The 12,529-nt window shown below is 60.0% G+C and carries 23 protein-coding genes; all 23 read right to left on the bottom strand.

The features are described 5' to 3' along the window. Nucleotides 1-4: 4 nt before the first annotated feature. Nucleotides 5-1,354, bottom strand: coding sequence for a preprotein translocase subunit SecY (secY, locus tag ACNQQL_RS12520; protein ID WP_347064300.1), 1,350 nt, complete (start codon nucleotides 1,352-1,354; stop codon nucleotides 5-7). Nucleotides 1,355-1,396: 42 nt separating this feature from the next. Continuing rightward, nucleotides 1,397-1,831, bottom strand: a complete 435-nt coding sequence (rplO, locus tag ACNQQL_RS12525) for a 50S ribosomal protein L15 (RefSeq protein ID WP_006482880.1) — start codon at nucleotides 1,829-1,831, stop codon at nucleotides 1,397-1,399. 26 nt (nucleotides 1,832-1,857) lie between these two features. Continuing rightward, nucleotides 1,858-2,040, bottom strand: coding sequence for a 50S ribosomal protein L30 (gene rpmD / locus ACNQQL_RS12530; protein ID WP_006400644.1), 183 nt, complete (start codon nucleotides 2,038-2,040; stop codon nucleotides 1,858-1,860). A 15-nt stretch (nucleotides 2,041-2,055) separates the two neighbouring features. After that, nucleotides 2,056-2,574, bottom strand: coding sequence for a 30S ribosomal protein S5 (gene rpsE, locus ACNQQL_RS12535; protein WP_006482895.1), 519 nt, complete (start codon nucleotides 2,572-2,574; stop codon nucleotides 2,056-2,058). A gap of 14 nt (nucleotides 2,575-2,588) precedes the next feature. Further along, the gene (gene rplR / locus ACNQQL_RS12540; protein ID WP_006477183.1) at nucleotides 2,589-2,954 is read right to left on the bottom strand and encodes a 50S ribosomal protein L18; all 366 of its coding nucleotides are present in this window, start codon (nucleotides 2,952-2,954) and stop codon (nucleotides 2,589-2,591) included. Between the two features lie 12 nt (nucleotides 2,955-2,966). After that, nucleotides 2,967-3,497 carry a 50S ribosomal protein L6 gene (gene rplF / locus ACNQQL_RS12545; protein WP_006758786.1) on the bottom strand — a complete coding sequence of 177 codons (531 nt, stop codon included), beginning with the start codon at nucleotides 3,495-3,497 and terminating at the stop codon, nucleotides 2,967-2,969. An 18-nt stretch (nucleotides 3,498-3,515) separates the two neighbouring features. Further along, nucleotides 3,516-3,911, bottom strand: coding sequence for a 30S ribosomal protein S8 (rpsH, locus tag ACNQQL_RS12550; RefSeq protein WP_034183605.1), 396 nt, complete (start codon nucleotides 3,909-3,911; stop codon nucleotides 3,516-3,518). Between the two features lie 14 nt (nucleotides 3,912-3,925). Next, on the bottom strand, nucleotides 3,926-4,231 hold the full coding sequence (rpsN, locus tag ACNQQL_RS12555; RefSeq protein WP_006482884.1) for a 30S ribosomal protein S14: 306 nt from the start codon (nucleotides 4,229-4,231) through the stop codon (nucleotides 3,926-3,928). A 7-nt stretch (nucleotides 4,232-4,238) separates the two neighbouring features. Then, on the bottom strand, nucleotides 4,239-4,778 hold the full coding sequence (gene rplE / locus ACNQQL_RS12560; protein ID WP_006482882.1) for a 50S ribosomal protein L5: 540 nt from the start codon (nucleotides 4,776-4,778) through the stop codon (nucleotides 4,239-4,241). 16 nt (nucleotides 4,779-4,794) lie between these two features. Then, entirely contained in the window at nucleotides 4,795-5,103 is a 309-nt protein-coding gene (gene rplX, locus ACNQQL_RS12565) for a 50S ribosomal protein L24 (protein WP_006477187.1), read from the bottom strand. Between the two features lie 9 nt (nucleotides 5,104-5,112). Then, entirely contained in the window at nucleotides 5,113-5,481 is a 369-nt protein-coding gene (gene rplN / locus ACNQQL_RS12570; RefSeq protein ID WP_006482918.1) for a 50S ribosomal protein L14, read from the bottom strand. Nucleotides 5,482-5,790: 309 nt separating this feature from the next. Next, nucleotides 5,791-6,063 carry a 30S ribosomal protein S17 gene (gene rpsQ / locus ACNQQL_RS12575; RefSeq protein WP_006752928.1) on the bottom strand — a complete coding sequence of 91 codons (273 nt, stop codon included), beginning with the start codon at nucleotides 6,061-6,063 and terminating at the stop codon, nucleotides 5,791-5,793. Next, nucleotides 6,060-6,254, bottom strand: coding sequence for a 50S ribosomal protein L29 (gene rpmC, locus ACNQQL_RS12580; protein ID WP_006400652.1), 195 nt, complete (start codon nucleotides 6,252-6,254; stop codon nucleotides 6,060-6,062). Before rpmC ends, rpsQ begins: the two co-directional genes overlap by 4 nt. 9 nt (nucleotides 6,255-6,263) lie before the next feature. Next, on the bottom strand, nucleotides 6,264-6,680 hold the full coding sequence (gene rplP / locus ACNQQL_RS12585) for a 50S ribosomal protein L16 (protein ID WP_006482873.1): 417 nt from the start codon (nucleotides 6,678-6,680) through the stop codon (nucleotides 6,264-6,266). Between the two features lie 2 nt (nucleotides 6,681-6,682). Continuing rightward, complete coding sequence (gene rpsC / locus ACNQQL_RS12590; RefSeq protein WP_006482899.1) at nucleotides 6,683-7,483, bottom strand: 30S ribosomal protein S3; 801 nt, start codon at nucleotides 7,481-7,483, stop codon at nucleotides 6,683-6,685. Between the two features lie 11 nt (nucleotides 7,484-7,494). Continuing rightward, a complete protein-coding gene (gene rplV, locus ACNQQL_RS12595) occupies nucleotides 7,495-7,824 on the bottom strand; it encodes a 50S ribosomal protein L22 (protein ID WP_004199272.1) in 330 nt (109 codons plus the stop codon). Between the two features lie 12 nt (nucleotides 7,825-7,836). After that, on the bottom strand, nucleotides 7,837-8,112 hold the full coding sequence (gene rpsS / locus ACNQQL_RS12600; RefSeq protein ID WP_004199273.1) for a 30S ribosomal protein S19: 276 nt from the start codon (nucleotides 8,110-8,112) through the stop codon (nucleotides 7,837-7,839). 10 nt (nucleotides 8,113-8,122) lie between these two features. Further along, on the bottom strand, nucleotides 8,123-8,950 hold the full coding sequence (gene rplB, locus ACNQQL_RS12605; protein ID WP_006482900.1) for a 50S ribosomal protein L2: 828 nt from the start codon (nucleotides 8,948-8,950) through the stop codon (nucleotides 8,123-8,125). Nucleotides 8,951-8,952: 2 nt separating this feature from the next. Further along, nucleotides 8,953-9,267: a 50S ribosomal protein L23 gene (rplW, locus tag ACNQQL_RS12610; RefSeq protein ID WP_004199275.1), complete on the bottom strand. Its 315-nt coding sequence runs from the start codon at nucleotides 9,265-9,267 to the stop codon at nucleotides 8,953-8,955. After that, the gene (rplD, locus tag ACNQQL_RS12615; protein WP_040143046.1) at nucleotides 9,264-9,884 is read right to left on the bottom strand and encodes a 50S ribosomal protein L4; all 621 of its coding nucleotides are present in this window, start codon (nucleotides 9,882-9,884) and stop codon (nucleotides 9,264-9,266) included. Before rplD ends, rplW begins: the two co-directional genes overlap by 4 nt. Then, nucleotides 9,884-10,534: a 50S ribosomal protein L3 gene (gene rplC, locus ACNQQL_RS12620; RefSeq protein WP_006482922.1), complete on the bottom strand. Its 651-nt coding sequence runs from the start codon at nucleotides 10,532-10,534 to the stop codon at nucleotides 9,884-9,886. Before rplC ends, rplD begins: the two co-directional genes overlap by 1 nt. A gap of 178 nt (nucleotides 10,535-10,712) precedes the next feature. Then, nucleotides 10,713-11,024: a 30S ribosomal protein S10 gene (gene rpsJ, locus ACNQQL_RS12625; protein ID WP_004199280.1), complete on the bottom strand. Its 312-nt coding sequence runs from the start codon at nucleotides 11,022-11,024 to the stop codon at nucleotides 10,713-10,715. A gap of 286 nt (nucleotides 11,025-11,310) precedes the next feature. Then, nucleotides 11,311-12,501, bottom strand: coding sequence for an elongation factor Tu (gene tuf / locus ACNQQL_RS12630; protein WP_011350666.1), 1,191 nt, complete (start codon nucleotides 12,499-12,501; stop codon nucleotides 11,311-11,313). Between the last annotated feature and the right edge of the window lie 28 nt (nucleotides 12,502-12,529).

Below are 12,529 nucleotides of genomic sequence, written 5' to 3' on the forward strand. Positions count from 1 at the left end.
CTTATTAACGCGTTGGGATGTTGCCGCCCTTGAAGTTGGCCTTCTTGAGCAGCGACTCATACTGTTGCGACATAACGTACGACTGCACCTGCGCCATAAAGTCCATCGTGACGACGACAATGATCAGCAGCGACGTTCCACCAAAATAAAACGGCACGTTCCAGCGCAGCACCAGGAATTCCGGCAGCAGACACACGAAGACGATGTAGATCGCACCGGCCAGCGTCAGACGCGTGAGGATGCGGTCGATATATCGTGCAGTCTGATCGCCCGGACGGATGCCCGGAACAAACGCGCCGCTCTTCTTCAGGTTGTCCGCGGTTTCCCTGCTGTTGAACACCAGTGCGGTGTAGAAGAAGCAGAAAAACACGATTGCCAGCGTGTACAGCAGCACATAGACCGGCTGGCCCGGCTTCAGCGCTTCCGCAACGTTATGCAACGTATTGGAAATCCAGCTTCCCGTCGGCTGACCGGTACTGAACCAGCCGAGAATCGTCGCCGGGAACAGGATGATCGACGATGCGAAGATCGGCGGAATCACGCCCGACATGTTCAGCTTCAGCGGCAGGTGCGACGACTGCCCGCCGTAGATCTTGTTGCCGACCTGGCGCTTCGCGTAGTTCACGAGGATCTTGCGCTGACCGCGTTCGATGAACACGACCAGGTAAGTCACCGCGGCAATCAGAACGACGATGATGATCGCCGAAATGATGCTCATCGAACCCGTACGCACCAGCTCGAACAGCCCACCGACGGCATTCGGGAACCCTGCTGCGATCCCGCCGAAGATGATGATCGAGATACCGTTGCCCAGACCACGCTCGGTAATCTGCTCGCCGAGCCACATCAGGAACATCGTGCCGGTAACCAGCGTCACGACCGTCGTCAGACGGAACAGCACGCCGGGATCGGTGACGAGGCCCGGCTGGTTTTCCAGCGCAGCCGCGATACCGAACGCCTGGAAGGTCGCGAGCACCACGGTGAAATACCGCGTGTACTGCGTGATCTTCCGTTGCCCTGCCTGCCCTTCCTTCTTCAGCGCCTCGAGTTGCGGCGAAACGATCGCCAGCAACTGCATGATGATCGACGCCGAAATGTACGGCATGATCCCCAGCGCAAAGATCGTGAAGCGGGAAAGTGCGCCACCCGAGAACATGTTGAACATGCCCAGGATGCCACCCGCCTGGCTCTGGAACAGCTTAGCCAGTTGATCCGGATCGATGCCCGGCACGGGAATGTGCGCGCCGATGCGATAGACGATCAACGCCAGGAGCAGGAACATCGCTCGCCGACGCAGATCGCCGAATTTCGCCGTGCTTCGACCGGGTTTTGCAAGACTCGGGCTGTTAGCCAAGTACCTTCTCCGATGAATGCAAGTGACGACGCGCTACGCGTGTCACTCGGCGAACGAACCGCCAGCCGCTTCGATCGCAGCGCGCGCACCCTTGGTGGCACCGAGACCCTTCACGACGATCTTGCGCTTCAGTTCACCCGTCGCGATGATCTTTGCGCTCTTCGTCAGCTCGCCGACCAGGCCGGCTTGCTTCAGTGCGAGCAGATCGATCTCGTCGACCGGCAGCTTCTCGAGGTCGCCCAGGCGCACTTCACCGACGAATTCCTTCGTCAGCGACGTGAAGCCGCGCTTCGGCAGACGACGTTGCAGCGGCATCTGACCGCCTTCGAAACCGACTTTGTGGAAGCCGCCCGAACGCGATTTCTGACCCTTGTGACCACGGCCAGCCGTCTTGCCGAGGCCCGAACCGATGCCACGGCCGACGCGACGCTTGGCGTGCTTGGCACCAGCTGCCGGCTTCAGGTTATTCAATTCCATATCAACTCCTTGATCCGTAGGGCCGCTTACGCGATGACCTTAACGAGGTACGAGACCTTGTTGATCATGCCGCGGACCGCCGGCGTGTCCTGCAGCTCGCTGACCGAGTTGAGTCGGCGCAGGCCCAGGCCACGCACGGTCGCGCGGTGCGATTCGCGGGTCCCGATCAGGCTCTTAACGAGCTGAACCTTGACAGTTTTTTCAGACATGGTGACCACCCGGGCTTAGCCCAAAATTTCTTCGACGGACTTGCCGCGCTTCGCCGCGATGTCTGCCGGGGTGGACTGCTTGCGCAGACCGTCCAGCGTGGCGCGAACGAGGTTGTACGGGTTCGTCGAACCGTGGCTCTTCGCCACAACGTTCTGAACGCCCATCACGTCGAACACTGCGCGCATCGGGCCGCCGGCGATCACGCCCGTACCTGCCTTCGCCGGAGCGAGGAGGACGGCCGATGCGCCGTGCTTGCCGTGCACTTCGTGCTGCAGCGTGCCGTTCTTGAGCGGCACCTTGAACATGTTGCGGCGAGCTTGTTCCATTGCCTTCTGGACAGCGACCGGCACTTCCTTCGCCTTGCCCTTGCCCATACCGATGCGGCCATCACCATCGCCAACCACGGTCAGTGCGGCGAAGCCGAGAATACGGCCACCCTTCACGACCTTGGTCACGCGATTGACCGAAATCATCTTTTCACGAAGGCCGTCGTCGCGCTCGTCAGCCTGAACTTTCGCTTGCATCTTTGCCATGACGAATTCCTTCCTTAGAACTTGAGCCCAGCTTCGCGAGCTGCCTCAGCCAGCGCTTTCACGCGGCCGTGGTAGCGGAAGCCCGAGCGGTCGAAGGCGACGGATTCGATGCCGGCGGCCTTTGCCTTCTCGGCAATACGCTTGCCGATCAGCGTCGCGGCGTTAACGTTGCCGCCCTTGCCCGACTTGTCGGCGAGCTCGGCGCGCACTTCTGCCTCGAGCGTCGACGCGCTGGCCAGCACCTTGGTGCCGCAGGGCGAGAACACTTGAGCGTAGATGTGCGTGTTCGTGCGATGCACGGCGAGACGCGCGACCTGCAGCTCAGCGATCTTGATACGCGTCTGGCGAGCGCGGCGCAGGCGAGATTGAGTCTTATCCATGATTGCGCACCCTTACTTCTTCTTCGTTTCTTTGAGGATCACAACCTCGTCGGAATAGCGCACGCCCTTGCCCTTGTAGGGCTCCGGCGGACGGTAACCGCGAACTTCCGCAGCTACTTGACCGACTTGTTGCTTGTTGATCCCCTTGATCACGATTTCGGTTTGCGTCGGGGTTTCAGCCTTGACGCCTTCCGGCATCTGGTGCACCACCGGGTGCGAGAAACCCAGCGACAGGTTCAGCTTGTCGCCTTGCGCTTGCGCACGGTAACCGACGCCAACCAGCGTCAGCTTGCGCTCGAAACCCTTGGTCACGCCGTGCACGGCATTCGCGATAATCGCGCGCATCGTGCCCGACAGTGCGTTTGCTTCGCGGCTTTCGTCGACCGGCGACAGATTCAGCGTGCCGTCGTTGTTCGCCACGTTCACGAGCGGATTGATCGCTTGCGTGATGGTGCCCAGCGGGCCCTTGACGGTGATTGCACCGTCGGCCAGCTTGACTTCCGCGCCTTGCAGCGCGATCGGGCTCTTACCTACTCGAGACATGTTTCTCTCTCCTCGGCTTTAAGCGACGTAGCAGATGACTTCGCCGCCGACGCCGGTAGCGCGCGCCTTGCGGTCGGTCATCACGCCCTTCGGCGTCGACACGATTGCCACGCCGAGGCCATTCATGACCTGCGGAATGTCGTTACGACCGCGGTAGACGCGCAGGCCAGGCTTCGACACGCGCTCGAGGCGTTCGATGACCGGACGGCCAGCGTAGTACTTCAGCGCGATGTTCAGTTCTGCCTTCGCGCCTTCAGCCTTCACCGCGAAATCGTCGATATAACCTTCGTCCTTCAGGACTTGCGCGATTGCAACCTTGACCTTCGACGAGGGCATCGCGACCGATACCTTCTCGACCATCTGCGCGTTGCGGATGCGAGTCAGCATATCGGCGATAGGATCACTCATGCTCATTTACGTTTCTCCTATTACCAGCTCGCCTTGGTCAGGCCAGGAATCTCGCCACGGAATGCGATTTCACGAATCTTGTTACGCGCGAGGCCGAATTTACGGAACGTGCCACGCGGACGGCCCGTGATCGCGCAGCGGTTACGCTGGCGGGTCGGGTTTGCGTTGCGGGGCAGTTGCTGCAGCTCCAGGCGTGCTTCGTAGCGCTCTTCTTCCGACTTGCTTTGGTCTTCGACGATCGCCTTCAGCGCTTCGCGCTTTGCTGCGAACTTCGCGACCAGGCGGGCGCGCTTCTTTTCACGTTCGATCAGTGCCAGTTTAGCCACGGTAACCTCAGTTTCTGAACGGGAACTTGAAGCTGGCGAGCAGAGCCTTTGCTTCGTCGTCGGTCTTCGCAGTCGTCGTGATGCTGATGTTCAGCCCACGCAGTGCGTCGATCTTGTCGTAGTCGATTTCGGGGAAAATGATCTGCTCTTTCACACCGATGTTGTAGTTGCCACGGCCATCGAAAGCACGACCCGACACGCCGCGGAAGTCACGCACGCGGGGCAGGGCGACGGTCACGAAACGGTCGAGGAATTCATACATCGCACGACCACGCAGCGTCACCATCGCGCCGATGGGATAACCCTGGCGGATCTTGAAGCCTGCGATTGCCTTGCGCGCCTTCGTCACGACCGGCTTCTGACCAGCGATCTTCGTGAGGTCGCCAACGGCGTTCTCGATGATCTTCTTGTCAGCGATCGCTTCGCCAAGACCCATGTTCAGCGTGATCTTGGTGATGCGCGGCACTTCCATGACCGACTTGTAACCGAACTTCTCGATCAGGCCGGGCACAACCTTTTCTTTGTAAAACTCTTGAAAACGAGCCATTTTTTACTCCGCTGCGTCAGGCGCTCAGTACGGCACCGGTCGTCTTCAGGAAGCGAACCTTCTTGCCTTCCTCGACCTTGATGCCAACACGCGACGCCTTGCCATTCGCGTCGACCAGTGCGACGTTCGAAATATGCAGGGGCATCGTCTTCGCTTCCACGCCGCCCGTCGTACCCTTCATCGGGTTCGGCTTCACATGCTTCTTGACGAGGTTGATACCTTCAACCGTCACATGCTCAGCACCGACAGCCAGCACGACGCCGCGCTTGCCCTTGTCCTTGCCGGTAACGACGATCACTTCGTCACCCTTGCGAATCTTGTTCATCGCGACTCCTTACAGCACTTCCGGCGCCAGCGAAACGATCTTCATGAATCGTTCGCTACGCAGCTCACGCGTCACCGGCCCGAAGATACGGGTGCCGATCGGCTCGAGCTTGTTATTCAAAAGCACAGCGGCGTTGCCGTCGAACTTGATCAGCGAGCCGTCTTGACGGCGCACACCCTTGGCGGTGCGGACCACCACGGCGTTGTAAATTTCGCCTTTCTTCACGCGCCCGCGCGGCGTTGCCTCTTTGACGCTCACCTTGATGATGTCGCCAATGCCGGCATAACGACGCTTCGAGCCGCCGAGCACCTTGATGCACAGAACTTCACGTGCACCCGTGTTGTCGGCTACTTCGAGCCGAGATTCGGTCTGGATCATGGTTTGTCTTTCCCAACTTAATCCGGATGCACCACCATGATGCATTCGGTCAGTCTTGGTCCCGTCAGCCAATCGGCTGCTTGGGTTGGAACAGCAGCGACGGCAAACGAAACCCGCCATCGCAATTCGGTGAATCTTTCGGACAGGCTGGCGCCAGTCCGCTTCCCCCACCAACTTCGCCCGCGACGGGGCTCCCATAAAGAGGGAAGACCAGGATTATAACAAATAACCCTGGTCACGCAAGCAAAAACTTTGCGATTTCAAGCACTTCGTGGAGAAGTGCCTGTTACTGCCTACCGCACGGCCCGCTTAGATGACGCGAGCTGCTTCGACGAGGCGCGACACCGTCCAGGCCTTCGTCTTCGAAACAGGACGAGTTTCCTGGATTTCGACGAGATCGCCTTCGTTGCAGGTGTTCGCTTCATCGTGCGCGTGGTACTTCTTCGAGCGCACGACATACTTGCCGTAGATCGGGTGCTTGACGCGGTGCTCGATCAGCACGGTGACGGTCTTGTCCATCTTGTTGCTGACGACCCGACCGACCAGCGTCCGCTTCAGCGAGGTTTTCACGCTATCGTTCATTTCTGGTTCGCCTTCTGAGTCATGACGGTCCGCACACGTGCGATGTCGCGACGAACCTTCTTCAGCTGGCTCGTGTTCGTGAGCTGCTGGGTCGCGAGTTGCATGCGCAGGCCGAATTGCGCCTTCAGCAGGTCCGCCAGCTCCTTGTTGAGCGCGGCCTGGTCTTTCTGGAGAAGTTCGGAAGCCTTCATGTTTTCTCCTTAGGCGCCGAGCTGGCGCACGATGAATGCCGTCTTCAGCGGCAGCTTGGCTGCAGCCAGACGGAACGCTTCGCGTGCCAGTTCTTCGGTTACGCCGTCCATTTCATAGAGCATCTTGCCCGGCTGAATCTCGGCGACGTAGTACTCCGGGTTACCCTTACCGTTACCCATACGCACTTCGGCCGGCTTCTGCGAAATCGGCTTGTCCGGGAAGATCCGGATCCAGATGCGGCCGCCACGCTTGATGTGACGCGTCATTGCACGACGCGCCGCTTCAATTTGACGTGCGGTCAGACGACCGCGACCGATCGCCTTCAGGCCGAATTCACCGAACGACACTGCGTTGCCGCGCGTCGCCTTGCCGGTGTTACGACCCTTCTGCTCTTTACGATACTTTCTGCGTTTCGGTTGCAGCATCGTTATTCTCCAGTCTTGCCGTCTTCGGGCTTGCCGGCGCCACGGCGCGGTGCGCCACGGCGAGCACCCGGAGCGCCGCCTTCGCCATCACGGCGCGGACGACGGTCGCCCGGACGCGCATTGCGACGCGGACGCTTGTCTTCGGCTACTTCTTCCACCACCGGTGCGTCATTGCGGCCGAGCGTGTCGCCCTTGTACACCCACACCTTGACGCCGATGATCCCGTAGGTCGTCTTCGCTTCCGAAGTCGCGTAGTCGATATCGGCACGCAGCGTGTGAAGGGGCACGCGACCTTCGCGATACCACTCCGTACGAGCGATTTCGATACCGTTCAGACGGCCAGCGCTCATGATCTTGATGCCCTGGGCACCCAGACGCATCGCGTTCTGCATCGCACGCTTCATCGCGCGACGGAACATGATCCGGCGCTCGAGCTGTTGCGTGATCGAGTCAGCGATCAGTTGCGCATCGGTTTCCGGCTTGCGGATCTCTTCGATGTTGACGTGGACCGGAACGCCCATGCGGCGTTGCAGTTCCGTCTTCAGCTGTTCGATATCCTCGCCCTTCTTGCCGATGACCACGCCCGGACGCGAGCTGTAAATCGTGATGCGCGCGTTCTTCGCCGGACGCTCGATGACGACCCGACCGACCGAAGCGTTCTTCAGCTTCTTCTTCAGGTATTCACGAACACCGATGTCTTCCTGCAGCATCGCCGCGAAATTGTTGTTGTTCGCGTACCAACGCGAAGCCCAATTACGGCTGACAGCCAGGCGGAAGCCAGTCGGATGAATTTTCTGTCCCATCGTATGGCTCCTTAATTCCCGACCGTCACAGTGATGTGACAGGATTGCTTCTCGATGCGGTTACCGCGGCCCTTGGCGCGCGCGGTGAAACGCTTGAGCGATGCAGCCTTGTCGACGTAGATGCTCTTGATCTTGAGCTCGTCGATATCGGCGCCTTCGTTGTGCTCCGCATTCGCGATTGCCGACAGCACAACCTTCTTCACGATGCCAGCCGCCTTCTTCGGCGAGAACGTCAGAACGTTCAGCGCCTTGTCGACCGGCAAACCGCGGATCTGGTCAGCCACAAGGCGCGTTTTTTGCGCCGAGATGCGGGCACCGCGATGAATTGCTTTCACTTCCATCTTGATTGCCCCTTATTTCTTGGCCTTCTTGTCGGCTGCGTGACCCTTGAACGTACGGGTCAGTGCGAACTCGCCAAGCTTGTGGCCGACCATGTTTTCCGAGATGTACACCGGAACGTGTTGACGGCCGTTGTGAACAGCGATCGTCAGGCCGATGAAATCCGGCAGAATCGTCGAGCGACGCGACCAGGTCTTGATCGGCTTTTTGTCGCGCGAAGCTGCAGCCGCCTCAACTTTCTTCAGCAAATGGGCGTCGCAGAACGGACCTTTTTTAACAGAACGTGCCATTGCCTACTCCTTAACGCTTGTGACGGCGCTGGACGATCATCGTCGTCGTGCGCTTGTTGCTGCGGGTGCGGTAACCCTTAGCCGGCGTACCCCACGGGCTCACCGGGTCGCGACCTGCAGCCGTCTTGCCCTCACCACCACCGTGCGGGTGATCGACCGGGTTCATCGCAACGCCACGCACCGTCGGGCGGATACCGCGCCAGCGGTTCGCGCCAGCCTTGCCGATCTGGCGCAGGCTATGCTCTTCGTTGCCGACTTCACCGATCGTTGCACGGCACTCGATGTGCACGCGGCGGATTTCGCCCGAGCGCAGGCGAACCTGCGCGTAGACGCCTTCGCGCGCCAGCAGCATGGCCGACGTGCCAGCCGAACGCGCCATTTGCGCGCCCTTGCCCGGCAGCATCTCGATGCAGTGGATCGTCGTACCGACCGGAATGTTGCGGATCGGCAGCGTGTTGCCTGCACGGATCGGCGCTTCCGAACCCGACATCAGCTGTTGGCCGACGGTCAGGCCCTTCGGGGCGATGATGTAGCGACGTTCGCCGTCTGCGTAGAGCACCAGCGCGATGTTCGCGCTGCGGTTCGGGTCGTACTCGAGACGCTCGACCTTTGCCGGGATGCCATCCTTCGTGCGACGGAAATCGACGATACGATAGTGCTGCTTGTGGCCACCGCCCTTGTGGCGCGTGGTGATACGGCCGTTGTTGTTACGGCCGGCGGTCGAGCTCTGCGAGTCGAGCAGTGCCGCGAACGGCTTGCCCTGGTGCAGGTTCTTGTTGACCACCTTGACCATCGCGCGGCGACCCGGCGAAGTCGGTTTAACTTTCACGATTGCCATGATTACTTGGCCTCCGCTTCAAAGTTGATTTCCTGGCCGGGCTTCAGGCAAACGTACGCCTTCTTCACGTCCTTGCGGCGGCCCATCGAACGGCCAAAGCGCTTCTGCTTGCCCTTCTGAACCAGCACGTTGACGGAATCAACTTCCACCTTGAACAGCAGCTCGACAGCCGCCTTCACTTCCTGCTTCGTGGCATCCGGTGCGACTTCGAACACGACTTGCTCGTTCTTGTCGGCAACCAGCGTCGCCTTTTCCGAGATCACCGGTGCGAGCAGGACCTGCATCAAACGATGATCGTTCTTGCGAATCTCGCTCATGACAGCAACTCCTCGATCTGGGCGACCGCAGCCTTCGTGACCAGCACTTTCTTGAAGTAGATCAGCGACAGCGGGTCAGCGTAGCGCGGCTCGACAATTGCCACGTGCGGCAGGTTGCGCGAAGCCAGGTACAGGTTTTCGTCAACCGTGTCGGTGATGATCAGCACGGAGTCGAGACCCATGGTCTTGAATTTGTCGGCCAGCAGCTTGGTCTTCGGCGCTTCGAGGACGATGTCCTCGACGACCGACAGACGGCCTTCACGGGCCAGCTGCGAGAAGATCGAGCAGAGACCTGCGCGATGCATCTTCTTGTTGACCTTGTGCGAGAAGTTTTCTTCCGGCGAGTTCGGGAAGATACGACCACCGCCACGCCACAGCGGGCTCGACGACATACCGGCACGAGCACGGCCCGTACCCTTCTGGCGCCACGGCTTCTTGGTGGTGTGCTTGACCTGCTCGCGGTCCTTCTGCGCGCGGTTACCCTGGCGAGCATTCGCCTGGTAAGCGACGACGACCTGGTGGATCAGCGCTTCGTTGTAGTCACGACCGAACACGACGTCCGATGCGTTGACCACTGCACCTTCCTGACCATTTTCGTTCAGGAGCTTGAGTTCCATTATTTCGCCCCCTTGGTCTTGACGGCCGGCGTGACAAAAACCTTGCCACCCTTCGCGCCCGGAATCGCACCCTTGACGAGCAGCAGCTTGCGCTCTGCATCGATACGAGCGATTTCGAGGTTCTGCACCGTCACGGTCACGTCACCCATGTGACCCGTCATGCGTTTACCCGGGAACACGCGGCCCGGATCCTGCGCCATACCGATCGAGCCCGGCACGTTGTGCGAGCGCGAGTTACCGTGCGTGGCACGGCCGGAGGAGAAGTTGTAACGCTTGATCGTACCGGCGTAGCCCTTACCGATCGACACGCCTTGCACGTCGACCTTCTGGCCCACTTCGAAAAGATCTGCACCGACCACGGCGCCATTCGACAGCTCGGCTGCCTTGGCCGCGTCAATGCGGAATTCCTTGAGGATTTCACCGGCTTCGACACCGGCTTTGGCGAGATGACCTGCCAGCGGCTTCGTCACGCGCGAGGCGCGGCGGGAGCCGAATGCAACCTGCACGGCCGTGTAGCCGTCGGTTTCAACAGTCTTGATCTGCGTCACGCGGTTGTCCGACACGTCCAGCACGGTGACGGGAATCGAATCCCCTTCAGCCGTGAAGATACGGGTCATGCCAACCTTGCGACCTACGAGTCCAAGGCTCATCATTTTCTCCATTCCCGACTGCGATTGGTCGGGGCTGATTTACAAAATGCCGGGCACGCAAGGCCCAACTTTTTTACGCGAATACGCGAAAAGCCAAGCAGTATAGCCCGACCTCTCGTTTTCCGCAAGCAATACAAAGACTTAGCGCCGCCCGGCAAGCCGATCGGCGCTGGAAGCCTTACTGCAGCTTGATTTCCACGTCGACGCCAGCCGGCAGATCGAGCTTCATCAGCGCGTCAACCGTCTTGTCGGTCGGATCGACGATGTCCATCAGGCGCTGGTGGGTGCGGATTTCGAGCTGATCGCGCGACGTCTTGTTGACGTGCGGCGAACGCAGGATGTCAAAACGCTGAATGCGCGTCGGCAGCGGCACCGGGCCACGGACGATTGCGCCAGTCCGCTTCGCGGTATCGACGATCTCGGCAGCCGATTGATCGATCAGACGATAGTCGAAAGCCTTCAGGCGAATGCGGATTTTCTGTTGCTGCATGACGATTCCTTGAAAAGAGCGAGGCGATGTTGCATCGCCGGACACTAAAAGAACGTGAAACATGACGCCTGCGGGGAGCGAGACATCAGGTTCCGGACAGTACTTCCACTGCTAAGCCCGCGATTCTACACGAAATTGTGGAGCGGTGGTGCGGGTTTCTCGGCCCATGCAACGGAGCACCGGAAAAACAAAACCGGGTGCCAGCGCAAGCTGGGCACCCGGTTTCGACGGTACGACTGCATACCGCGGAATCGCGGACCCCGTCGGGATCCGCGGATCATCGATGTTACTCGATGATCTTGGCGACGACGCCGGCGCCGACGGTACGGCCGCCTTCGCGGATTGCGAAGCGCAGACCTTCTTCCATCGCGATCGGAGCGATCAGCTTCACCGTGATCGACACGTTGTCGCCCGGCATCACCATTTCCTTGTCCTTCGGCAGCTCGATCGAGCCCGTCACGTCCGTCGTACGGAAGTAGAACTGCGGACGGTAGTTGTTGAAGAACGGCGTGTGACGGCCGCCTTCGTCCTTGCTCAGCACGTACACTTCAGCCGTGAAGTGCGTGTGCGGCGTGATCGAACCCGGCTTCGCCAGAACCTGGCCACGCTCCACGTCTTCACGCTTCGTGCCGCGCAGCAGGATACCCACGTTGTCGCCTGCCTGACCTTGGTCCAGCAGCTTGCGGAACATTTCAACGCCCGTGCAGGTCGTCTTCACCGTCGGCTTGATACCGACGATTTCAATTTCTTCGCCGACCTTCACGATGCCGCGCTCGACACGACCCGTCACCACCGTACCACGGCCCGAGATCGAGAACACGTCTTCCACCGGCATCAGGAACGCGCCGTCAACTGCACGCTCCGGCGTCGGGATGTACGTGTCCAGCGCGTCGGCCAGGCTCATGATCGCCACTTCGCCCAGCTCGCCCGTGTCGCCTTCCAGCGCCAGCTTCGCCGAACCCTTCACGATCGGCGTGTCGTCGCCCGGGAAGTCGTACTTCGACAGGAGTTCGCGAACTTCCATCTCGACCAGCTCGAGCAGCTCAGCGTCGTCCACCATGTCGCACTTGTTCAGGAACACGATGATGTACGGAACGCCAACCTGACGCGCCAGCAGGATGTGCTCACGCGTTTGCGGCATCGGGCCGTCTGCTGCCGAGCAAACCAGGATCGCGCCGTCCATCTGTGCCGCGCCCGTGATCATGTTCTTCACATAGTCAGCGTGGCCCGGGCAGTCGACGTGTGCGTAGTGGCGGTTAGCCGTTTCGTACTCGACGTGTGCCGTGTTGATCGTGATGCCGCGCGCCTTTTCTTCCGGTGCCGCGTCGATCTGGTCGTATGCCTTCGCTTCGCCGCCGAACTTCTTCGTCAGAACCGTCGTGATCGCTGCCGTCAGCGTCGTCTTGCCGTGGTCAACGTGACCAATCGTACCAACGTTCACGTGCGGCTTGGTCCGCTCGAATTTACCTTTTGCCATGATTCTCTTCTTTCAAAAATAATCGATT

The organism is Burkholderia sp. LFS061 (assembly GCF_047978125.1).
In the GTDB taxonomy this organism is placed as follows: Bacteria; Pseudomonadota; Gammaproteobacteria; order Burkholderiales; family Burkholderiaceae; genus Burkholderia; species Burkholderia pyrrocinia_C.